Origin of the sequence: Halomonas saccharevitans (genome assembly GCF_900116405.1) — a bacterium.
Taxonomy (GTDB): Bacteria; Pseudomonadota; Gammaproteobacteria; order Pseudomonadales; family Halomonadaceae; genus Halomonas; species Halomonas saccharevitans.
This window is the reverse complement of the sequence record NZ_FPAQ01000028.1, coordinates 24,497-47,115: the sequence shown is the minus strand read 5'-3', so window position 1 is coordinate 47,115 and position 22,619 is coordinate 24,497. Positions and strand designations below refer to the sequence as shown.

General features: G+C 64.8%; 18 protein-coding genes and 1 pseudogene. 5 read left to right on the top strand and 14 right to left on the bottom strand.

All coding sequences use genetic code 11. The annotated features are described in order from the left end of the window. Positions 1-186: 186 nt before the first annotated feature. The 3 genes from BM388_RS18110 to BM388_RS12965 all read right to left on the bottom strand — a co-directional run bounded on the left by BM388_RS18110 (position 187) and on the right by BM388_RS12965 (position 2,010). Positions 187-966: an HNH endonuclease gene (locus BM388_RS18110; RefSeq protein WP_245781545.1), complete on the bottom strand. Its 780-nt coding sequence runs from the start codon at positions 964-966 to the stop codon at positions 187-189. A gap of 130 nt (positions 967-1,096) precedes the next feature. Then, the gene (locus BM388_RS17645; protein ID WP_139233944.1) at positions 1,097-1,555 is read right to left on the bottom strand and encodes a hypothetical protein; all 459 of its coding nucleotides are present in this window, start codon (positions 1,553-1,555) and stop codon (positions 1,097-1,099) included. Positions 1,556-1,659: 104 nt separating this feature from the next. Next, on the bottom strand, positions 1,660-2,010 hold the full coding sequence (locus BM388_RS12965) for a VOC family protein (protein ID WP_089850820.1): 351 nt from the start codon (positions 2,008-2,010) through the stop codon (positions 1,660-1,662). 237 nt (positions 2,011-2,247) lie between these two features. Between BM388_RS12965 and BM388_RS12960 the strand changes: the two genes are divergently transcribed. Further along, the gene (locus tag BM388_RS12960; protein WP_089850818.1) at positions 2,248-3,213 is read left to right on the top strand and encodes an integron integrase; all 966 of its coding nucleotides are present in this window, start codon (positions 2,248-2,250) and stop codon (positions 3,211-3,213) included. A 282-nt stretch (positions 3,214-3,495) separates the two neighbouring features. On the opposite strand, the gene BM388_RS12955 is transcribed toward BM388_RS12960, so the two are convergent. Beyond that, a complete protein-coding gene (locus BM388_RS12955; protein WP_089850816.1) occupies positions 3,496-5,409 on the bottom strand; it encodes an ABC transporter ATP-binding protein in 1,914 nt (637 codons plus the stop codon). A gap of 143 nt (positions 5,410-5,552) precedes the next feature. Next, positions 5,553-5,711, bottom strand: a pseudogene (locus BM388_RS17640) (bestrophin family protein); the annotation flags it as partial. Positions 5,712-5,834: 123 nt separating this feature from the next. Between BM388_RS17640 and BM388_RS12945 the strand changes: the two are divergent. Then, positions 5,835-6,296 carry a hypothetical protein gene (locus tag BM388_RS12945; RefSeq protein WP_089850812.1) on the top strand — a complete coding sequence of 154 codons (462 nt, stop codon included), beginning with the start codon at positions 5,835-5,837 and terminating at the stop codon, positions 6,294-6,296. Positions 6,297-6,425: 129 nt separating this feature from the next. Here the strand turns inward: BM388_RS12945 and BM388_RS12940 are convergent, their stop codons facing one another. From BM388_RS12940 to BM388_RS12925, 4 genes are all read right to left on the bottom strand, one after another. After that, positions 6,426-7,334 (bottom strand): bestrophin family protein, encoded by a 909-nt coding sequence (locus BM388_RS12940; protein WP_089850810.1) that lies wholly within the window; start codon positions 7,332-7,334, stop codon positions 6,426-6,428. 81 nt (positions 7,335-7,415) lie between these two features. Continuing rightward, positions 7,416-7,934: a GNAT family N-acetyltransferase gene (locus BM388_RS12935; protein WP_217641067.1), complete on the bottom strand. Its 519-nt coding sequence runs from the start codon at positions 7,932-7,934 to the stop codon at positions 7,416-7,418. A 151-nt stretch (positions 7,935-8,085) separates the two neighbouring features. Then, positions 8,086-10,572, bottom strand: coding sequence for a YbcC family protein (locus tag BM388_RS12930; RefSeq protein ID WP_245781544.1), 2,487 nt, complete (start codon positions 10,570-10,572; stop codon positions 8,086-8,088). Then, positions 10,569-12,149 (bottom strand): NADH-quinone oxidoreductase subunit L, encoded by a 1,581-nt coding sequence (locus BM388_RS12925; protein ID WP_089850806.1) that lies wholly within the window; start codon positions 12,147-12,149, stop codon positions 10,569-10,571. Before BM388_RS12925 ends, BM388_RS12930 begins: the two co-directional genes overlap by 4 nt. A 100-nt stretch (positions 12,150-12,249) precedes the next feature. Between BM388_RS12925 and BM388_RS12920 the strand changes: the two genes are divergently transcribed. Beyond that, a complete protein-coding gene (locus tag BM388_RS12920; RefSeq protein ID WP_089850804.1) occupies positions 12,250-13,149 on the top strand; it encodes a LysR family transcriptional regulator in 900 nt (299 codons plus the stop codon). An 89-nt stretch (positions 13,150-13,238) separates the two neighbouring features. Here the strand turns inward: BM388_RS12920 and BM388_RS12915 are convergent, their stop codons facing one another. The 3 genes from BM388_RS12915 to BM388_RS12905 form a co-directional block, all read right to left on the bottom strand. Next, complete coding sequence (locus tag BM388_RS12915) at positions 13,239-15,452, bottom strand: OsmC domain/YcaO domain-containing protein (protein WP_089850801.1); 2,214 nt, start codon at positions 15,450-15,452, stop codon at positions 13,239-13,241. Positions 15,453-15,879: 427 nt separating this feature from the next. Then, positions 15,880-16,845 carry a universal stress protein gene (locus tag BM388_RS12910; protein ID WP_089850799.1) on the bottom strand — a complete coding sequence of 322 codons (966 nt, stop codon included), beginning with the start codon at positions 16,843-16,845 and terminating at the stop codon, positions 15,880-15,882. Beyond that, positions 16,842-18,521: a cation:proton antiporter gene (locus tag BM388_RS12905; RefSeq protein WP_089850796.1), complete on the bottom strand. Its 1,680-nt coding sequence runs from the start codon at positions 18,519-18,521 to the stop codon at positions 16,842-16,844. Before BM388_RS12905 ends, BM388_RS12910 begins: the two co-directional genes overlap by 4 nt. A 405-nt stretch (positions 18,522-18,926) precedes the next feature. Between BM388_RS12905 and BM388_RS12900 the strand changes: the two genes are divergently transcribed. Next, entirely contained in the window at positions 18,927-19,832 is a 906-nt protein-coding gene (locus BM388_RS12900) for a cation diffusion facilitator family transporter (protein WP_089850794.1), read from the top strand. 99 nt (positions 19,833-19,931) lie between these two features. Here BM388_RS12900 and BM388_RS12895 read toward each other — a convergent pair whose 3' ends face one another. Together BM388_RS12895 and BM388_RS12890 are read right to left on the bottom strand one after the other, a co-directional pair. After that, a complete protein-coding gene (locus BM388_RS12895; protein WP_245781543.1) occupies positions 19,932-20,882 on the bottom strand; it encodes a GGDEF domain-containing protein in 951 nt (316 codons plus the stop codon). Between the two features lie 185 nt (positions 20,883-21,067). Continuing rightward, on the bottom strand, positions 21,068-21,937 hold the full coding sequence (locus BM388_RS12890) for a LysR family transcriptional regulator (RefSeq protein WP_089850790.1): 870 nt from the start codon (positions 21,935-21,937) through the stop codon (positions 21,068-21,070). A 94-nt stretch (positions 21,938-22,031) separates the two neighbouring features. On the opposite strand from BM388_RS12890, the gene BM388_RS12885 reads away from it, so the two are divergent. Further along, the gene (locus tag BM388_RS12885) at positions 22,032-22,532 is read left to right on the top strand and encodes a lactoylglutathione lyase family protein (protein WP_089850788.1); all 501 of its coding nucleotides are present in this window, start codon (positions 22,032-22,034) and stop codon (positions 22,530-22,532) included. The last annotated feature ends 87 nt before the right edge of the window (positions 22,533-22,619 follow it).

Below are 22,619 nucleotides of genomic sequence, written 5' to 3'. Positions count from 1 at the left end.
CACTTTGGTCGGTAAAGCAGGGAGGGTATCGGCGCTGGCCCTCCTACCTCTACCGTGTGGTCCAAAGCGCTGCAGTTATTCTATGAATCCAGGCGCAAAGCCCCGAGCCGGGAAACCGGCTCGGGGCTTTCTTGTTACGGACATTTACTCTTGCTGAAATTTAACGTGAAAGCTGAGCCGCGCGCTTTAGCGCGTCGGCTCCAGCGCCTTGTTGGGCCTCGCCCGAACGGCGGCTTCCTCGATAAGTTCACGCAACTCCTCAACCGTGAAGGGCGGATCACTGGTGTGAATCATTGCGTGGCAGTTCGGGCAGACAGGCCGGAGGTCATCGACCGGGTTGACCATATGCTCGCCCGAACGCTTTGAGAGCGGCGTTACGTGATGAACGTGGATGAACCCTTCGCCGATAGGGCCGTAGATCCGTCCAAACTCGAGCCCGCAAACAACACAAGCACACCCATAGTGCGCGATGCATTCTCGCCGGGCCCGTGGGTCGCGCTCATGGACGTTCACGCGGACCATCTTCGAGGCGCCCTCAAAGTATTCTCCGACCTCATCCGGGAATCCCTCCTCCCCACGCGTCTTAGCATGCGCTGTAGCGCCATTAACAGTCGGCAGCCGCCAATAGGTGCGGATCTTGGAAGAAGGCTCGGCACCAACTTCAGCGCATAGAGCGCGATACTCGTCCTCGGCCTTAGCATCAGGTCCGTGGCCAGCTCCCAGAACAGACGAAATGCGAGGTGTCGTTACGCTGCCGCTCTTTCCATCAAAGGCTATGTGCTTCGTCATCGTGTTGCTCTTGTAGCCGATAAAACGGCTAGGACCGAAGAGCAAACGTCCATTGACGACCATACAGCCAAATATCTTCCCGAGCCGAAGGCGCTGCGCGTAGAACGCGCGCTCACCAGCATCTGAAGAGATTCGATACCTGTCGAACTCGAGCAGGTTCGCGGCAATCTCTTCCAAGGACTCAATTGTCTCCATTCCTCTCCCCCTCATAGCCCAACGCCAGCGCACAACGGCGCCCTTGTAATGGAGGCGCAGCCGCAATGAAAAGGGCGTCCGGCGGCCACCGGCCGCGTATTGATGCGCCTTGTTAAGTGCTGGGAACCTGATAGATGTAGTTTCCAACGCCAATCCTCATGCAATCACTAAATTCTTCTGCCTCAGACCCGGTATAGATCGATTGCAGTATTAATGTCTTGTCTGGAACACCCTTGAAACTTAGCTCAAACCCATGACCATTCCAGGCTTCGCCAATATGCCGTACTTCAGCAACCTCTAAACCGACAAACTGATCCAGAATGGGTAGCCTGCATACAACGCTACCTTCATTAATAATTTCCTCCTGAAATTGCCGTTCACGCCTTTTGAAGCCCATTACTTCGGAACCAACTAGCCCGTGGACTGAATACCATATGCCATCGAAACAGAGATGAACGACATTTATCTCATCTGCAACGACGTGGGCCAACGCTGAATCAAGCCTTCTTCCTTTGACGGAAGTAACGTCCGATGAGCCTTCTTTGATGATCTTCCGGTAATCGTATTCCATGATTTTGCACTTAACGCCGCTCAGCACGCGCGGCTACGGAATGGAGGCGCAGCCGCAATGCAGTAGACGTCGCCGTGACTGGCCTTGTTAGAGCTGACTCAAGATTACTCATGCTGTAATACGTTGATGAGTTTCCCGAAAGGATCACGGACATAGAAGCGGCGAACACCCCAAGGCTCACTTGCGGGACCATACTCGATCTTAATTTCTTCGTTCTTCACTCTCTCCAAAGCTGTATCCAAACTATCCACCTCTATAGATAGATCAGGAACCGGCGTGCCGGAGCCACCCTCGGATGCCACGCTTACCTGTGTGGTCATTTCCTCGCCCGAGCTATAGGTCCTTATCCACCCGTGATCCATCACGATCTTCAGCCCAAAAATTGCCTCATAAAACCTGTCTGCTTCTGAAGGGTTGGTTGCCGCAATGTTCGTGACTATGCGTTTTACCTTCACTTTCACCTCCCGCAGGCTGACTTGTTTTGACTCTAACAGTGATTATACCGCGTGCTCGTATATCGACTTGAACGAGCTGACACGTTCACAATATTATCGATCGCGCCATTTTCCGTATAACCCATTGATAGCAAATCCCCTAAGAATAGCTCGGCTACCTATGCAGGATTCGCGCGCTTGCGCGTTTTGCCAGACCCAATAATACTGTATGTACATCCATATTTTAGGCCGCAACGTATGGACGCGCACAACAGACCACCCAAGCTGATGGATCGAGTGAAGGCCACCATGCGGGTCAAGCGCTACAGCCCGCGTACCGAGAAGACCTACTGCTACTGGATACGCTACTTCATTCGTTTCCATGGCGTGCGTCATCCTGCCAGCATGGGCGCTCCTGAAGTGAAGGCGTTCCTGGAGCATCTCGCGGTAGACCGCTATGTGGCGGCGGCCACGCAGAACCAGGCGCTGAATGCCCTTGTGTTCCTCTATCGCCATATCCTCGAGCAGCCGCTGGGGGAAATCGGTGAATTTTCTCGCGCCAGGCGGCCGCGGCGCCTTCCCGTGGTCTTATCTCACGAGGAAGTGATGCGCGTGCTTGGCAAGCTGGCTGGCCACATGCACCTGATGGGGACCTTGATGTACGGCTCAGGTCTGCGACTCATAGAAACCTGCCGCCTGCGCGTTCGGGACATTGAAATCCAAGGCCAGATCATCACGGTACGGGCTGGCAAGGGTGACAAGGACAGAACGACGCTGCTTCCTGCCAGCTGTATCCCTGCCCTACAGCATCAAATTGCCACAGCCGAGAAGCAGCTTGTCCATCGCCAGCAACATGGCAACGTGCCGGTGACCTTGCCTCATGCGCTCGATCGCAAGTATCCCAACGCAGGAGTCTCACTGGCCTGGCAATGGCTATTTCCGGCCAGTCGCCCCTGCTTCGATAACGACGGCAAGATCGTGCTTCATCATATTCACCCCTCGGCGGTACAACGAGCCGTCAGAAATGCCATGAGAGCCGCCTCGTTGCCGAAGCCGGGCTCCTGCCACACGCTACGCCACAGTTTTGCTACCCAGTTGCTGAGCCAGGGCACAGATATCCGCACGGTGCAGGAGCTGTTGGGGCACAAGAGTGTCGAAACCACGCAGATCTATACGCACGTGCTGGGCAACGCCTTTGCCGGCGTGCGCAGTCCTCTGGGGTAATGATGTTTGATGCAGTGCCCCCCAGCCACGCTACCGCCACTACCCGGCAAGCCGTGATGGCCTCCTGCCATCCCTGCGGTAGTCCCTGCGTTCCGGCGATGTCGATAGGCCGCCCGGCTATCTAAGCGACCTTAACCCGCCAGCGTATGCGAGATTACTGATAGAAACCACACGTCGATTGGTCGCAGACGTCACTCGCCCGCGCATAAAAACGCCCCTAGCCGGAACAGCACCGAGGCTTACGCCAGGGCCGCCAAGCCGCCCTGCCCTGGCGTCGCCCCCTCAGTCGTGCCCCTCGCGCCCGGAGGCCGGCTCGGCCCGCTCCGGCTCGGCCTCGTCATCGATATCCTCGCCGATAAAGCCGCCGGACTGGCGCCGCCACAGGGCGGCATAGAGGCCGTCCTTGGCCAGCAGTTCCGCGTGGGTGCCGCTCTCGACGATCTGTCCCTCATCGATCACCACCAGGCGGTCGAGCATGGCGATGGTCGAAAGCCGGTGGGCGATGGCGATCACCGTCTTGCCCTCCATCAGCGTATAGAGCTGCTCCTGAATCGCCGCCTCTACCTCGGAGTCCAGCGCCGAGGTGGCTTCATCCAGCACCAGGATGGGGGCGTTCTTGAGCAGCACTCGGGCGATGGCGATGCGCTGACGCTGGCCGCCGGAGAGCTTGACGCCGCGCTCCCCCACCTGGGCATCCAGGCCGCGGCGGCCCTGGAGGTCCACCAGGTCATCGATGAAGGTATCGGCATGGGCGCGACGCACCGCCTCCTGGATCTGCGCTTCGCTGGCGTGGGGGCTGCCGTAGCGGATGTTGTCGCGCACCGAGCGGTGCAGCAGCGAGGTGTCCTGAGTGACCATGCCGATATGCCGACGCAGCGACTCCTGGGTCACCCCGGTGATCTCCTGGCCGTCGATCAGGATGCGCCCGCCCTCAAGATCGAAGAAACGCAGCAGCAAGTTGGCCAGGGTCGACTTGCCGGCCCCGGAGCGACCGATCAGCCCCACCTTCTCACCGGGGGCAATGGTCAGGTCGAGGCCGTCGAAGACCCGCCGGCCCTGACCGTCAGGGCGCTCATAGCCGAAGCGCAGCGCCTCGAAGCGTATCTCGCCGCGCGGAACCGTCAGCGCCCTGGCATCAGGCGCATCCTGGACCGCCGGCTCCTGGGCGATGGTATTGAGGCCATCCTGCACGGTGCCGATGTTCTCGAACAGGCTCGCCACTTCCCAGAGAATCCAGTCAGACATGAAGCGGATGCGCATTACCAAGGCGATCGCCACGGCGATGATCCCCAGCGACACCGCTTCCAGGTACCAGGCGCCGATGGCCATGGCGGCCACGCCAGCCAGCAGCAAGGAGTTGAGCAGCGTCAGGCTGACGGTCAGGCCGGTGGCCAGGCGCATCTGCCGATAGACGGTCCCCATGAACCCTTCCATGGCATCGCGGGCGTATTCCTGTTCGCGACGGGTATCGGCAAACAGCTTGATGGTCTGGATATTGCTGTAGCTATCGACGATGCGCCCGGTCATCACCGCCCGGGCATCGGCCTGGGCCATGGAGACCGCCCGCAGGCGCGGCACGAATACCCACATGATGCCGATATAGCCAGCAAGCCACACCACCAGCGGCAGCATCAGCCAGGGCTCGGCGCGGCCCATCAGCAGCATGGCGCCGCTGAAGTAGACGAGCACATAGACCATCAGGTCCATCAGCTTCATCACCGTCTCGCGGATCGCCAGGGCCGTCTGCATCACCTTCTGGGAAACCCGCCCGGCGAACTCGTCCTGATAGAAGGCCAGGCTCTGGCCGAGCATATGGCGATGCGCCAGCCAGCGGCCGATCATCGGGTAGTTGCCGAAGATGCCTTGCTGGGTCACCAGCGACTGCAGCAGGGTCAGCAGCGGCAGGCCGATCACCACCAGCGCCGCCATCCCGGCCAGGCGCCAGCCATGCTGGGCGAAGAAGCCCTCACGCTCGGCGCCGGACAGCCAGTCCACCAGCTCGCCCATGGAGTGGAAGAAGAACACCTCCGCCGCCGAGACCAGCGCCGTCAGCAGCGACATCACGACCAGCAGCGGCAGCACCGGCCTTGAGAAGTGCAGGATGAAGGCGAATAACCCTTTGGGTGGCGTGCCCCGGTTGTCCTCCGGGTAGGGGTTCACCAGGGTCTCGAAATAGCGCAGGAGGACGCGATACATGGCAGCAGTCCGGTTGCAGGGAGTGAGCTCGACGTTCTCGAGCCTCGTGGAGGATAACCAAGCGAGGACCCAGCCGGCACCCGGGGATGCAAGACGACCCTTCGCGGAACTGCCGGGCGATGGGGGATCCAGGCCGGCGCCGCCTACTGCAGCTGGAACTCCACCGGCTGCAGCGGCTCGGGCGCCGGGTCGCCCAGCGCCTCGGCCACGCTGATCTCGTGCACCCGGCAGATGGTGTCCAGCGGCAGGTCGTTAGTGTGGCGGCCGAAAGGGAATTCCAGCTGCTCCGAGAGGCGATCGAGCCCGAAGAAGGAATCGAGTAATTAGGGAGAGACCCTGATTTTTGTTAGCCCTTAAGGCTCAAGGAGCGAGCTGCCGTGCCGATGACGCTTACTACATCCACTTGGCTTATCAGGGAACGATACATGAAAGGACTTACCAGAGCTCTCGTCTTCGGCACCGCTGCCTTGCTGTCCACCAGCGCTATCGCGTTCGGTGAGAAAGGACAGTGGTCGAGTGGCTGGGGACAAGGCACAACCGAGTACGCCGCGGTCAACCAGCGTGGCGACAGGCTGTACATTGCCTGCAACCCGTACGAGCCGGTCAAGATGACGCTTACCGCAGGCGGCCGCGACTACGGCAGCTATGGTGACGGGGATTTTTCGCTGGTACTGGATGGCAATGAGATCCAAACCCCCTACGAAACGAACTCCCGCGTGGGCGAGAACAACTTCTTCTACGCTTGGGAGCATCTGCGCAAGTCGCACAGCATTGTGGCCGTCACATCCGATGGCCAGCGGGTAGCGCTGCCCAGTCAGGGATCGTTCAACGTCCTGCCCGAGGCTTTCACCCCGGAGTATCCATGCAGGACTTCTCTGCAGATCTAAATGACGAGCGCCCTTCGGGGCGCTTTTTCGTTTCGGCTCGCGTGGCTGAGGCGCCGCTCGTGAGGGCCGGGCAGTAGCTCATGAACCACGATCCCTGCGTTTCGACAAAACCGCCGCCGCTCGCCCCGTCTACTGCAGCTCGAACTCCACCGGCTGCAGCGGCTCGGGCGCCGGGTCGCCCAGGGCCTCGGCCACGCTGATCTCGTGGACCCGGCAGATGGCGTCCAGCGGCAGGTCGTTGGTCTCGCGGCCGAAGGGAAATTCCAGCTGCTCCGAGAGGCGATCGAGCCCGAAGAAGGTGTAGGCGACGATGGCGGTGAACACCGGGGTGAACCAGCCGGCGCCCGGCACCAGGCCGAACGGCAGCAGGTAGCAATAGACGTAGGCGGTGCGATGCGCCAGGAGCGTATAGGCGAACGGCAGCGGCGTCTGGGCGATGCGCTCGGAGGCGGCCTGGATGCCGGCCATGCCGTGCAGGTGCCGGTCGAGGGCCGCCGCGCCCACCGAGTCGATCTCCCCTGCCCGACGCGCCTCGGCCACCACGTCGCCGGCCTGCTGGAGCATGAACGCCGCCGGGTTGCGGGTGGCGAGCGCCTGGTCGACCAGGGCCGGGTCGAGCAAGGCCGGCAGGTCCGCGCGCACGTCCTCTTCGCGCAGTTGCCCGCGCAGCAGGTGGGCATGGGCCAGGGCGCGCATCATCAGCTCGCGGCGTCGCTCGGGGCTCAGGTAGATGCCGCCGGTGCGCGCCAGGCTGCGCACCTCGAAGACCATGCCCCCCCACTGCTGGCGCGCCTCCCACCAGCGGTTGTAGGTCGCGGTGTTGCGCACACTCAAGAGGATCGACAGAGCGATCCCCATGAGGGTGAACGGCAGCAGCGTGTATTCGACGATGCCATCCAGATAGTGATGGCGAGAGACCCAGGTGACGGCCGTGGCGAAGAGCCCGGCCAGCAGGATGTGAGGAAGGATATGGGGCAGCACCGAGCCCTTCCAGGCCAGCATCAGCCTGAGCGCACCGGGGCGATCACGAACGATCACGAGACAACGACTCCGAACGGCGAAAGCGGCGATGGTGTCACAGCGCCCCAAAGGAGGAAAGCGAGGCGCCCGCGCCCTGGTTCAGGGGGTATCGTTGCTACGGCGATATTCGTAGAGGTTGTTCCATGCCCCGTATAGATTCACGGACCACTTCGCGCTGAAGCCCAACGTGTTCAACAGACGGTTGGAGCGCGTATTGTCCGGCAGCGTTACCGCCAGCACCGAATCGAGCGCGTGCTCTGCCATGCCCTGCTCGAGCACGGCTTCCGCGGCCTCGAAGGCATAGCCCTGGCCGCAGAATTCGGGCAGAAACGCATAGCCGAGATCGGGGCCCTCCAGCTCGTGTCGTTTCACCAGGCCGCACATGCCGATCGGCGTGCCCTCGCCTTTGAGCTGCACCAGGTTCAGGCCGTGGCCATGGGTTCGGTAGCTCGCCATCGGGCCGTTTTCGAGGTAGCTGACGGCATCCTCGCGGGTGCGCACCTGCTTGTCGGCGATATGGCGAATGAACGATGGGTCGTTCAATAGCCGGACGATAAAGTCGGCATCCTCGCCCTCGAAATGCCGGATGGTCAGTCGCTCGGTGTCGGAGACTTTCACGATAGGAATCCCGGATAAAACGCTTGATGAGGAGATAATGGCGTACTCGTCGATGGGCGGAGGCGCTTCCCGCCGACGACGCCAACAAAAGCCCCCGAGCCGTAGGATCGACTCGGGGGCTACTCATTTTGCGTTCGTGTTGCGCTGAGCGCTAGGGCGCGACCCAGCTTCCCTCCCGGCGCGCGAGGATCTCGCCGGTCTCGTCATCCAGCGCGAAGAGGTGCAGCCAGTCGTTGCCCACCAGCGACTGCAGGATCTCGTGGCGGGCGACGATGGCCTCGATCGCCTCTGTTGGCGCCGCCAAGTAGACGCTCAGGCGCAGGGGCTCGTGGCGCCAGCGCTCGCCGTCGTGCAGCGACTGCATCGGCAGGCCGATGCGCAGGTCGCCGCCGTTACCCTCGAACACGCCGATATGCCCGCCGACCACGTTGTGCAGCACCTTGTTGCCGCTGCCAAGCTTGCGGTTGTCCGCAACGGAGCTGTTGTACTGCATGTTGATCCAATGGGCGACGACCATGGGCGCGGTCATGATCAGCTCCAGCCGCGCGAAGTCGGCATCCGTGCGCCAGTCGTAGTCGTGCAGGAAGCTGCGCCCGGCGAGATCGATGGGGGCAGTAATGCGCCTCGGCGCGGCGATGAAGCTGGCGTTGTTGGCCAGGCCCCACTCGGGGCGGGTCTGCGACCAGTCGGCGCCGCGACGCTCGAGGGTCTTCTCGAGCGCCGCGCCGTCGCCCGCCAGACCGAGCCGCGGGGCGCGCTCGCGCCGGGCCTGGGCGCCGGCCTGCTCGAGCCACGAACGCACCTCCTCGCTCAGCGCGAAGGCATCCTCCACGCCTTCCGGCAGCTCGATGCGGTCGGTGATGGTGTGGTGCAGCGCCGGCACGAAACGGGTCGCTTCCGGAATGACGAGGCCGGCCTCGGCCAGCGCCTCGCGCAGCGCGGGGTCGTTGAGCAGTCGCGCCAGGGCGCGCACCGAGACCTCGCCCGACTGGCCACCGCAGGCGCCGCACTCGAGCCCCGCCGCGTGCGGGTTGTTGCTGCTGTGGCTGGTGTGGCCCACCAGCAGTACCCGGGGCGCCAGATGCTCGGTGAGCCCCATGGCGCCCAGCACGGTGCGGGCAAGCGTCGCCTTGTCCGCCAGGCTCAGCGTCTCGCCGCTGCCCCGCCAGTGCCAGCTGAGCGCATCCATGGCGAGCGGCGCGCGCGTGGCCGTGGGGGCCAGGGAGCGACGCAGCAGCTTGCCGGCGTACATCAGCCCTCCGGCCTCCACGGCGCTGAAGGTGGCGCTGGCCGCCCGGCTCCACTCCTGCAGGCGCGCCTGCCAGTTGCGCCGCGCGGCGCCGCATTGCTCGCCCTCGGCAGGGCCGCTCTTGAGCGTCACCTGCGGGGCCAGCAGGCCCGGCAGGTGAGGCTGGGCCTGCGCCGAACCGGCCGGATGATGCTCCAGCGGCAGGCCGAAGAAGCCGGCGAAGCCCAGGGTCTGGATCGCCGGGCTCTGCCGCTCCAGGGCCCGACGCAGCGGCTCGGAGCGCACGTCGATGCAGAACACCGCCTGGAGCGCCGGAGGTGTGGCGGTCGGCGCCGGCGTGCGGATCGACTCGCTCAGCGCCCGCTGCAGCGGCTGCTGATAGGCCAGTTCGCCGGCGAGCTGCCACACCCACAGCGGCTGCTGCGCGAGGCGATGGCGCTCGACCTGCTCCGGCAGCTCCACGAGCTCGCGGTGCCACTGGGTCGTCAGCCGCTCGGCCTGGTCGGGCTGCTCGTGGCGAATATAGCGCCACAGCACCAGCTCCCAGGCCAGGCGGATCGCCAGCAGGCTGCGCATCTCGGAGGGGGTCGATGAGGCCTCGGGCTTGGCCAGCGCCTGCTGCCACTCCCGATAGGCGACCCAGGCCGCCCAGCCATTGAGGTCGAGCAGCAGCGCCTGGGCGCAGCCGCCGAGCCGGCCGGCATCGACATCCAGCTCGGCGATGGCGGCCTGGAAGAGGCCCTCCTCGGTGGCCGGCAGGGTCTCGAAGTAGCGCCGCAACCGCCGCTCGCCCATCAGGATGGCGATGCCGCGATCCTTGAGGGTCATGTCGCGCCAGTGCTGATACAGGCGCTTGTCGGTGGGCGCGGTCAGCCGTGCGGCGTTGAGCGGCCCGTCCTCCTGAAAGGTGGCGGCACAGAACTGGCTGATCTGCTGGGTGATCTCGTCGCGCCAGGCCATCTTGTGCTGGCGGTCGCGGCGCGCATCCACCAGGTCGCTGATGTTGTGCCAGTGGGGCAGCCGGGCGAGATCGTCGAGTACCTGCAGCAGGTTCTTGTAGTTCCCCCGATAGCCGAGCCGCGCCGCCGCCCGGGTCAGGTGCGCATCGGTGATCTCGCCGCGCTGCCAGGCGCCCAGGTAGTGACTCGGCGGCATCAGGCAGCGGATGTTGGCCAGCGCCGACAGCCGGGCCGAGACGCGGGCCATGGGCTCGTCGCGCATCGCCCAGAAGGGGCTCACCGCGATCTGCCGATCCAGCGGCCAGGTCGGGGCCACGCTGGCGCAGGCCTGATCCAGCGCCTGCTCATGTGCCGTGGTCAGCGGCGGGTGGTCGTCCACCGTCACCGCCTGGGGCATCCAGGCCACCCGGGTGTTTTCGTGAATCGTCATAGTGAACCCTCGCGAGAAGCGGTATGCAGTTGCTTGGCCCGGACGCGACCCGGCAACGGATGCGGCCAGAGTTTCAGGGTGTTCCGGGTGACCCACTCGTCCAGGTAAAACCCGGCGTAGCAGTAGAGGTTCAGCGTCTGCACCCAGCCCAGGTGCAGGCCGTAGCGCTGCAGGCAGTAGCCGGCGAACAGCAGCACGAACAGCAGGCCGGCCCAGAGATCCGCCCACAGCGGCGCAGTGTGCGGGAGCGCCGGCACCAGCGCGGTGAACAGCGACTTGAGGGTGAAGTAGGCGAGCACCACCAGCGCGGCCAGGCCCAGGAAGCGAACTCCGGCATCGGCCGCCACAAGGCTGCGACGCTCGGCCAGCAGCACGGTCAGCGCCAGGGTCAGCAGCACCCAGGGGCTGAGCACGTCGAAGGCCGTCGAGTCGCTGGTGGCGACAACGATGAGGCCCAGGCCCGCCACCATCGCCACGCTGGCAAGCCCCGCCGAGAGCCACTGCGAGAGCGTCGGGCGCCGCCCCGGCGCCTGGCGCCGCTGCAGGTCCTCCTGCACCGCCTCGCCCGAGCTCAGGAAGGCGTAGGCCTTGTAGCAGGAGTGCGCCAGCAGGTGCAGCAGCGCCAGCTCGACGAGCCCCAGGGCGATCTCGACCAGCATCAGGCCCATCTGGGCGCTGGTCGACCAGGCCAGGCGCACCTTGATGCTGATGCGCGTCGTCATGACCAGCGCCGCCAGCACGCTGCTGATGCCGGCCACCACCAGGATCAGGGCCTGGGCGGGCGTGGAGTGCAGCAGCAGCGGGGAGAACAGCAGCAGCAGGTAGCCGCCGAGGTTGATCACACCGCCGTGCAGCGCCGCCGAGACCGGCGTGGGTGCCTCGACCACCTGGATCAGCCAGCCGTGCAGCGGCAGCTGGGCGCACTTGATCAGCGCCGCCAGGGCGAGCAGGCAGGCCGCCGCCTGTTCAGTGGCGGAGAGCACCACGCCCGGCGTCGCATAGGCGCCGGTGATAACGCTGATCCGGGCGCTGTCGTGATGCAGGTACAGCAGCAGGAAGGCCGCCAGGGCACACAACTCGGCACCCCGGGCGAAGAGAAACTTCTTGTGCGCCGCCAGGGCCGCGCGGGGACGGTCCGGGTAGAACATCAGCAGCTGGTGCATGGCCAGGCCAATGGCGAGCCAGGCGAGCAGGAACACCAGCAGGTGATCGCTCAGCACCGCCACGCTGACCGCCGCGAACGTGGCCTGAACGAGCGCGACGAAGCGGGGCTGGCGTGGCTCGCCCTGCAGGTAGGTGGCGCTGTAGCGCACCACCACGAAGGCGATGAAGTTGGCGAGCAGCAGCATGATCAGCTGCAGCGGGGCGGTCTGCCAGGCGCCGCTCACCGCCGGCAGCCACTGTGCCGCGGAGAGCGCCAGCAGCAGCGCCGAGAGCAGCAGGCCGCCGGTGGTGGTGGCCTGGGCCGTGCGCCAGGCGCGTTCACCGGGCTGACGGGCGCTCGCCACGGCCCCCAGCGCCAGCACGACGGGCACCAGGGTGAGCAGGATGGTCAGCAACAGCTCGTTCCCATGCATGGAATGACTCCGATAGTCCGTGGAGCGAGCAGTATCGGTTGCCTGGTTTTTTAAAAAAAATAGATATAAATTTACGTACTGTTCTATAAAAGAGAACGAAATGAGCCGCCTGAACTATCACCACCTCTACTATTTCTGGCGCGTGGCCAGCGAGGGCAACCTCACCCGAGTCGCCGAGTCGCTGCACCTGTCACAGAGCGCCCTCTCGGCGCAGATCCGCAAGCTGGAAGAGCGGATGGGCAAGCCGCTGTTCGAGCGGCGCAATCGCACCCTGGTGCTGACCGAGGCGGGCCGGCAGGTGTTCAACTACGCCGAGGTGATCTTCACCAAGGGCGAGGAGCTGGAGTCGCTGATCGGCCGCGGCATCGAGCCCGAGTATCAGCGCGTGCGCATCGGCATGCTCGCGACCATGTCGCGAAACTTCATCGAGGGCTTCATCGCGCCCCTGCTCAACGGCAGCGGGCACAAGGTGCACTTCAGCCTGCACACCCAGAGCATGGACGACCTGCTCGACGGCCTGGCCCGACACCAGCTCGATGTGGTGCTCACCAATACGCAGCTGCAGCCCTCCGGCGCGACCCAGGCGGCCTGGCAGAGCCAGCTGCTGGCCCGCCAGCCGCTCTCCATCATCGGGCCGCCCGACTCCAACCCCGGCACGCCCTTTCCCGAAGGCTACGAGGACCTGCGCTGGGTACTGCCGGGCGGGCATCATGAGATTCGCCGCGGCTTCGACGGCCACTGCAGCCTGCACCAGTATCGGCCGGATATACTCGCCGAGGCCGACGACATGGCCATGCTGCGCCTTCTCGCCCGCGACAGCGGCGCGCTGAGCGTGCTGCCGGAAGTGGTGGTCAAGGATGAGCTGCGCCAGGGGCGGCTTACCTCCTTCGAGCGGCTGCCCAACGTTTTCGAGAACTTCTACGCCATCACCCTGCCCCGGGAGTTCATGCCGGCGGTGGTCTCGGAGCTGCTGGCCCGCCCGCTGAAGGATCTCGCCTAGGGGGAGTCGTCTCCCCGGGCGCGGCGCCAACGCAAACGCCCCCGCGCCGGGTCACCGGCACGGGGGCGTTGTCATGGCCCGCGACGAACTCAGGCGTTGACGGCGCGCGGCGTGGCGGCTCGGGCGGCCCGCGCGGCGTGCAGCTTCTGGTAGCTCTCGATCAGCCGCTGGTGCTTCTCCAGGCCCTCGAGCTGCATGCCGACCGGCTCCAGGCCGTGGAAGCGCACGCTGCCCTCCACCGAGCCGACCACGGCGGCCATGGTCGCCTCGCCGAACATGCGCGTGAAGTTGTAGCGGTAGTCGTCGAGCTCGAGCTCATCGTCGAGGGTGATCTCCAGCACCGCGTGCATGGCCTGGTAGAAGAGCCCGCGCTCGACGGTGTTGTCGTTGAACTGCTGGAACATCTCGACCCGCTCCAGCGCCTCCTCGTGCTGGCCGAGCGCCAGGTTGATCAGCAGCTTGAGCTCGAGGATGGTCAGCTGGCCCCACACGGTGTTCTCGTCGAACTCGATGCCGATCAGGGTGATGATGTCTTCCTGGTCATCGATCTGGCTCTCCTCCAGGCGCTCCAGCAGCGCGGCCAGCCGCTCGTCGTCGAGGGCGTGGAGGTTGAGGATGTCCTCGCGGAACAGCAGCGCCTTGTTGGTGTTGTCCCAGACCAGGTCCTCCACCGGGTAGACCTCGGAGTAGCCCGGCACCAGGATGCGGCACACCGGCGCGCCCAGGTCCTCGTGCACGGCCATGTAGGCCTCCAGCTCGAGCTCCTCGAGGATGCCGAACAGCCCCGCGGCCTCCTCGGCATTGCTGCCGGAGAAGTCCCACTCGACGAACTCGACGTCGGCCTTCGAGCTGAAGAAGCGCCAGGAGACCACGCCGGAGGAGTCGATGAAGTGCTCGACGTAGTTGTTGGGCTCGGCCACCGCCAGGGAGTTGAAGGTCGGCGGCATGAAGTCGTTGAGGCCCTCGAAGCTGCGCCCCTGCAGGAGTTCGGTGAGGCTTCGCTCCAGCGCCACGTGAAAGCTCGGATGCGCCCCGAAGGAGGCGAACACGCCGCCGGTCTTGGGGTTCATCAGCGCCACGCACATCACCGGGAACTGGCCACCCAGCGAGGCATCCTTGACCAGCACCGGGAAGCCCTGGGCCTCCAGCGCCTCGACGCCCTCGAGGATGTCGGGGTAGCGCTTAAGCACCTCCATCGGCACGTCCGGCAGGGTGATCTCCTCCTCGATGATCTGCTTTTTCACCGCGCGCTCGAAGATCTCGGAGAGGCACTGCACCTGGGCCTCGGCCAGGGTGTTGCCGGCGCTCATGCCGTTGCTGAGGTAGAGATTCTCGATCAGGTTCGAGGGGAAGTAGATCGTCTCGCCGTCGGACTGGCGCACGAAAGGCAGCGAGACGATGCCGCGATCGGCCCGGCCGGAATTGGTGTCGATCAGGTTCGAGCCGCAGAGCTCGCCGTCCGGATCGAAGATCGCTCGGCAGTGATCGTCGAGGATCTCCTCCGGCAGCTCGTCATTCGGCCCCGGCTTGAACCACCGCTCGTCGGGGTAGTGCACGAAGTCGCTGCCGGCGATCTGCTCGCCGAAGAACTGGTCGTTGTAGAAGAAGTTGCAGCTCAACCGCTCGATGAACTCGCCCAGCGCCGAGCACAGCGCGCTCTCCTTGGTGGCGCCCTTGCCGTTGGTGAAGCACATCGGCGAGGCGGCGTCGCGGATGTGCAGCGACCAGACGTGGGGCACGATGTTGCGCCAGGAGGCGATCTCGATCTTCATGCCCAGATCGGCGAGCAGGCCCGAGAGATTGGCGATGGTCTGCTCCAGCGGCAGGTCCTTGCCCTCGATCCAGGTGCCCTCGCCATTCGCCTCGCCCGTGGCCTTGCCCATCAGCAGCGCCTGGGCGTCCTCGTCGATGTTCTCCACCACCTCGATCTGGAACTCGGGGCCCGTCTGCACCACCTTCTTGACCGTGCAGCGGTCGATGGAGCGCAGGATGCCCTGGCGATCCTTGTCGGAGATGTCCTCGGGCAGCTCCACCTGGATCTTGAAGATCTGCTGGTAGCGATTCTCCGGGTCGACGATGTTGTTCTGCGACAGCCGGATGTTCTCGGTGGGGATGTCCCGGGCGTTGCAGTAGACCTTGACGAAGTAGGCCGCGCACATCGCCGAGGAGGCCAGGAAATAGTCGAAGGGCCCCGGTGCCGAGCCGTCGCCCTTGTAGCGGATGGGCTGGTCGGAGATGACCGTGAAGTCGTCGAACTTGGCCTCCAGGCGGAGGTTGTCGAGATAGTTGACCTTGATTTCCATGGACGAACACCGGGGTTAGATTCTGGGGGCGTAAGCGCAACCCGCCATTATCCAGCTTTAACCGCCTCTCGTCTCGACCCCGGCCGAAAATCCCTGTGTCGCGCTAGGCCCATCCGTCATCACTCCCCCTCGTCGAGGACACGGCGCCTCGAGCACGCCGTCGCGGGGGCGAATCAGCCCCGAGAGGAAGAAGGTCGTGGCTTCCTCGGGGGGGAGCGGCCGCGTAGACGCGCACGCTGACGCTGCTCAGCGAGCGTGCTTCGTGAGCGCCGCCTACTTGTCGCCGATGGCGGCGGGTCGTTGGGACCGTATACGTCAAGACAGGGCCATATGCTCCGAGGAGAGGCCATGATCCTCCGCTTGCAGGACCTCGATCGCCGGGAGCCACCTCGTGTCAGGTCTCGCCGGCGGTGATACCAAGCCGGGGTCATTCCAGAGTGACCGGGGAGACGAAGCCCGGCGGCTTCAGCGCCAGCACCGAGCACTGCAGCTGATAGAGCATCGCTTCGGCCGTGTTGCCGATGATGAAGCCGGGAATTCCGGTTCGCGCCACTGTTCCCATCACCACCAGGTCTGCCTCGAGCTTGCCGACCAGCAGCGGAATCTGCTTGCGTGCCGGGCCCATGGGCAGATGGATCCGCGGAGAGAGATAATCATAGGCCTCGTCGCCGATGCGCTCGCGAAGTCGAAACGTCAACCTCTCCATGCCGAGCTTGTGGCGGGCCTGTTCGCCCTCGATGAGATGGCGCTCCGTCGTCTCGGGGTCGCTGGTCCAGAGACCCACGAAACCGGCTTCCGGCGTATCCCAGGCATGCACGAGATGAAGTTCGGCGAAGTCGGAGAGCGCCAGGGAGCTTGAGATATCCAAAATGCTGTCGTTGAGCACCTCTTCACCAGACACGGTGCGGTGCACGTCGACATCGAAGGCCGCGACGATGCGTCGATAGTTGGGCTTCTCCTCCGGTTTCATCAACCAGACCGGACAGGGACACTTGCGCATCAAGTGCATGTCGTCGCTGCCGAACAGCAGCCGACTCCACTCCGGGTTCTCCGCCGTCTTGATCACGAGATCATGGTCCTCCCGCAGCACGGCCCGGATGACCTCAATGAAGGTGATCCCGGTCAGCACCTCGATCCGGTAGGCAATACGGTCGGCATGAGGGGCGATCAGCGACTCGATCCATGTTCGCCGCTCGGCCATCACCGCGTCCCTGAACGCATCGGCCGATGGCCCTCGAGGCGCCAGCGACAGATCCAGCGTCTCCTCGGGCAAGACATCGATGAGGGTCAGCAACGCCTGGTTGCTTTCTGCCAGGGTGGCCGCCCTGGCGAGCCCCCCATCCTGGGCCACCGAGGGCTCTACGACATACAGGATGTTCCGAAAGCGTTTCATGCGTTATCCCCTTCTCGAGGTTCGACTTCTCGAGGTTCGATCGACGGAGCAGAAGCCATCACCCGGATGGCGGCTTCCTTGGCGGCATCTTCGTAAGGCACCAGCACCAGGTCCACGCCCTCCTCCTCGAAGCGTTGTACATCCCGAGAGTCACGGACGGCAATCGCGACCTGTCCCACGAACTTTTGCTGGCGCAGGCCATGCAGCAGCATCCGGTTGACGGCGGGGTCGCGGAGGGTGCTGACGACCCAGCGCGCCTGGCGCAGCGGCAGGGTGGCCAGAAACTCCGGATCTTCTGCATCCCCATAGCACACCCGGTATCGGTTGAGGGCATGCTGTTGAACGGTCGTGGGATCGAAATCCACCGCCAACAGGCGACAGCCGCGCTTCCTGAGGTCCGCCGCGAGGGCCGCACCATAGCGCCCCAGCCCGATCAGCAGGACGTCCACTTCATTGTTGGCATCCTCCCAGTCATCGAGTTCCCGGTGAGGCACCCGACGCTCGAAAATCGAGAGGCGAGGCGCCAGACGTTCATAGAGCGCATGCGAGTAGAGGATCATGTAGGTCGAGACGCTGATGGTGATCAGTCCGACGAGGGTGATCAGCCCGACCGTCTCCTCCTGCAGGTGTCCCAGGGCCAGGCCCATCGCCGCCAGGATCAGGGAGAACTCGCTGATCTGGGCCACTGTCAGACCGGCGAGAAAGCCGGTGCGCTTGCGATAGCCCATGTAGCCCATGATGGCCATGACGATCAGCGGGTTGCCGACCAGAACGAAGAGCGACAGGATCGCCGAGGCGCCGAGCTGTGCGCCCAGCATGCCGAGGTCCAGAGTTGCACCGAGCTCGATGAAGAAGAACAGCAGCAGGAAATCGCGCAGGCTCACCAGGCGCGAGGCCACCTGCTCGCGGTAAGGAGTGGAGGCGATGGACACTCCGGCGAGGAAGGCGCCGACCTCCTTGCTGAAGCCGAGGGCTTCGCCGCCCACGGCACCGACGACCGCCCAGGCGATGGCGAACAGCATCAGCAGCTCCGAGGAGTGGGCCAGCCGGTGCAGCAGCCACGGCAGGACGTAGCGCATCAGCAGGGCCAGCCCCACCAGCATGGCGCCTCCCGTCAACAGCACCCGCAGGGCCTCCCAGGCCATGTTGACGTTGCCGTCGGCCTGCCCGTAGGCGGTCAGGCCAATCATCACCAGCACCACCACGATGTCCTGCACGATCAGAAATCCGACCGCGATGCGACCGTGCAGGGAGTCCACCTCCCGCTTGTCGGACAGCAGCTTGACGATGATGATGGTGCTGGAGAAGGTCAGGGCCACGGCCACGTAGAGGGCCGTCACCGGCGACATGCCGAGCCAGAGTGCGATGAGATACCCCACCGCCGAGGTGAAGACCACCTGACCCAGACCGGAGGCCAGCGCCACCGGCCCCACGGTGCGAATGACGTGCAGGTCGAGCTTCAGCCCCACCACGAACAGCAGCAGGGCGATGCCCAGCCTGGCGAACAGCTCGATTTCGGTGCGCTGCTCCACCAGGCTCAATCCCGAAGGCCCGAGCAGGATGCCCACGCCGATGAAGGCGACGATCAGCGGCTGGCGCAGCCATTGCGCCAATGCTCCCCCCACGACGGTAAGACCGAGGATCATCCCGATCTGGGCAAATACGCTCTCGAGCATCGCGATCCCTCCGGCGTTGATCACCCCACGTGTTGATGCTGCTGTTCTTGGCGCGACGCGTCGGTCGGCACTCGAGTTTAGAATCTAGCGCGTCGCGGACGATCTGACCCGTTGAGAGAGGTGGTGGCGTCACGATGATGCCGCTTCGGCTACCCAAGGATCGGGGCGCCGTCGGGCTTCACGTCGCGCCGCTTATCCAGCCGGCGCCCGAGATCGCGCTGCATGATGGTGACCGCCTCGCCGCGGTAGTGGCGCTCCTAGAAAGAGTCGAACGTGACCGAGTGACGGGCGCGTGAGGCCACCAGTATTCGCGCCCGTGGTGTCGTTCGCCAGGGAGGCGGCGCTACCTCCCCAGGGCACCGGGGCTCGGCTAGACTCGAGGCTTTGCCCATCAAGGACGATGCCATGCCCGCCGCCCTCGAACAGCGCGCCCTCAAGCTCTCCATTGCCATGACGCTGGTCGTCGCCGGCCTCGGGGTGGCCTTCGGGCTGCTCGCCGGCTCGCGCTCGATCCTCTTCGACGGCGTCTTCTCGACCATCGATGCGGCCATGTCGACCCTGGCACTGGTGGTCACACGGCTGGTCGCTCGGGAGGTCAGCCAGCGCTTCCAGCACGGTTACTGGCACCTGGAGCCGCTGGTGGCGGCGCTCAACGGCGCCATCCTGCTGCTGCTGTGCTTCTATGCCTTCCTGAATGCCGTGCAGGGGCTGATGGCCGGCGGCCATGAGCTGGCCTTCGGCGTGGCCATCGTCTATGCCGCGGTGGTCACTCTGGTATGCACGGCGATGACGCTGCACCAGCGCCGGATCAACCGCGGCGTGGGCTCGGAGTTCGTGCGCATCGACATGCACGGCTGGCTGATGGCGGCGCTGATCACAGGCGCCCTGCTGGTGGCCTTCGTGATCGCGCTGATCCTCGAGCGCAGCGCCTACGCGCACCTTACGCCCTATGTGGATTCGCTGCTGCTGGCGATGCTCACCCTGGGCTTTCTGCCGGTGCCCATCGGCATCGTGCGTCGTGCCATGAAGGAGGTGCTCTTGATTGCGCCGAGCGCCATCGACCGGGAGGTGCACGCCGCGATGGCCCCGGTGATGCGCCGTGAGGGGCTGCTGGACTACAACAGCCACGTCGCCAAGGCTGGCCGCGGGCACTTCATCGAGATCCATATCGTCACCCGGCCGGACTTCGCCGCCGGGCGCGGCATGGTCGAGCTCGACGAGATCCGCACGGCGATCGCGGCGGGACTGAGCATCCCGCCACAGCGGCGCTGGTTCACCGTCTCGTTCACCGCCGATCCGCGCTGGACCTGAACCGAGCGCCACAACGGGCCAAGGCGTCCGGCGCTTACACTATGAGGCAGGGGCTTACCGTCAGTGACTGGGGGACCTCGCGTAGCAAGACACGACGCATCAGGCCCTGTCGGCCTCATCCTGCTCCTTGCTCTCGTACATCAGCGCATCGCCCGCCAGCAGCAGGTCGTCGATGGTCTGGTGCTGCTCGGGGTGGAACTCGATGATGCCGGACGAGAACTGGATCTCGTAGCCGCGATCGGCGTCGCGGTTGTGCTCTTCCAATGCCTCGTGCAGCCGGGCGATATAGCCCTCGGCCGCGCGCTGGGAGGCATTGGGCAGGAAGGCGACGAACTCGTCGCCGCCCAGGCGCGCCACGATGTCGGCGCTCCGACAGGTGTTGACCAGGGTGTTGGCGAAGGACACCAGGGCTCGATCGCCCTCCATGTGCCCGTGCTCGTCGTTGATCTCCTTGAACCTGTACAGGTCGATGAAGACCAGCGTGGCCGGCATGCCGTGCCGGCTGCAGAGCTCGAGGCTGTTATGGGCGAGCGTCATGAAGCCGCGGCGGTTGGCCAGGCTGGTCAGCTCGTCCAGGGTGGCGAGCTTGACCATGGCCAGCTCGCGCTCGGCGATGGCCGCCAGATCCTTCAGGGCGTCGATATCGTCCTTCGAGAGCTCGCGGGGCCGACAGTCGATGATGCAGAGGGTGCCCATCTTCTGCTGGTTCATGTCAGTGATGGGACAGCCGGCATAGAAGCCGATATGGGGCGGACCCGCGACCAGCGGATTATCCGCGAAGCGCTCATCCGCCCGCGCATCGGGCACGATGAAAACGCCGTCGCCGTGGATGGCGTGCGCACAGAAGGCGAGATCGCGATCGGTTTCCCGAACGTCCAGCCCCGCCGAGGACTTGAACCACTGACGGTCTTGATCGACCAGGCTGACCAGGGCAATCGGGACGTCGAACAGCCGCCTGGCCAGACGCGTCAAGCGGTCGAACCGCTCCTCGGCAGGCGTATCAAGAATGTCGAGAAAGCGGAGCGCCTCAACGCGCCTCTCGTCGTCCACGGGTTTCCCTGGCCTTTCCACACCGCTCTCCTGTTCGGGCTCGCGCGCGAGCCTGATCGTTACGCCGCGAAGACTGGCACGCCCGCCGGCAACTGACAAGCGCGCGCCTGCTTGACCGGCGCGTGGCCGCGGCTCTCGTCTGGCCCAGCTCGTCTCGAGAACGCGCTCGCTGCGTGGATGACCCGCTAAAGATGCTGCATGGCCTCGGCCACCACCGTCGCCACGCGGTTCGGCATGGCCTTGCGACGATGCGCGGCCAGATAGAGGGTCTCACTGACGGGATGCGCCAACGGATGAACCCCGACCCGTGAGGGGTGCTCGAAGGCCTCGACCGCGTGAGCCGGCAGCACGGTGAAGCCCAGGCCGAGGCTCACGGGCTCGAGAATCAGGTTGATCTGATTGGAGAACCCCGCCTTGTCGAGCTGCTGAGTATGCTCGAACTCGGCATAGTTGGCGCCCAGCAGCAGGCCGGCGTGATGCGCGCCGTCGGGATGGTCGATGAAGCCGAGCCGACTCAGCGTCTCCCAGTCGGGCTGGGCGACCGCGGCGGGCGTCACCAGCAACAGCGGCTCCCTGGCCACCGGCTTGGTGCTGACGTCAGCAAGCGATGAGCGGGCCGTCATGAAGCCGACATCGACGTCACCGGCGGCCACGGCACGTTCCACGTCGGCATTGGGGGCGAACCGGTAGTCGATCACCAGCGCGGGGTGGCGGCGCTGCAGGGCCAGCAGGCGGCGGTAAAGCTTGAGGCCTACACTGCCGGGGGACATCACCCGCACGATGCCCTCGCAGGCCGGGTCGGCCGCGACCCGCTGCTCGAGGTTCGCAAGCGACAGCACGAGCTGGCGGCCCTCCCGATACAGGCGTTCCCCGGCGTCGGTGAGCGTGAACTGCTTGCCCTGCCGAACCAGCAGCGCGCACCCCAGCTGCTCCTCCAGCTTGCGTACCTGCTGGCTGACGCCGGACTGTGTCATGTGCAGCCGCTCGGCGGTGCGGGTGAAGTGCCCCACTTCCACCAGGGTGCAGAAGCTCTGCAGCCAGTTCGGGTTGATCATTACGATCCGGACTCATGAAGGTGATAAATGATAATTTTAAGTGATCATTCGTGCTTCGTAAACTGGCCCCGTCATCCACGCGAAAGGAACGATCATGCACAACGCTTACCCGAGAAACTTCTCACATATCGGCATCTCGGTGCCGGATCTGGACAGGGCGGTGGAGTTCTACACCGAGGTGATGGGGTGGTATCTGATCATGGCCCCCTCGGAAGTCGTCGAGGACGACAGCGCCATCGGCGAGATGTGCACCGACGTGTTCGGCAGCGGCTGGGACCGCTTCCGGATCGCCCACGTGTCGACCGGTGACCGGATCGGCATCGAGCTGTTCGAGTTCAAGAACGCGCAGGATCCGGAGAACAACTTCGAGTACTGGAAGACCGGCGTCTTCCACTTCTGCGTGCAGGACCCCGACGTCGAGGGGCTTGCCGAGCGCATCGTCGCCGCCGGCGGCAGAAAGCGCATGGAGAAGCCGCGCTACTACTACCCGGGCGAGAAGCCCTACCGCATGATCTACATGGAAGATCCCTTCGGGAACATCCTCGAGATCTACAGCCACAGCTATGAGCTGACCTACAGCGAAGGCGCCTACTGACCCGCGACGCCCGGCGTCGAGCAATGCTCCCCATCATGCACGAGGCCCGAGCCGGATCACCGGCTCGGGCCTCGCGGCGAGGGCGGC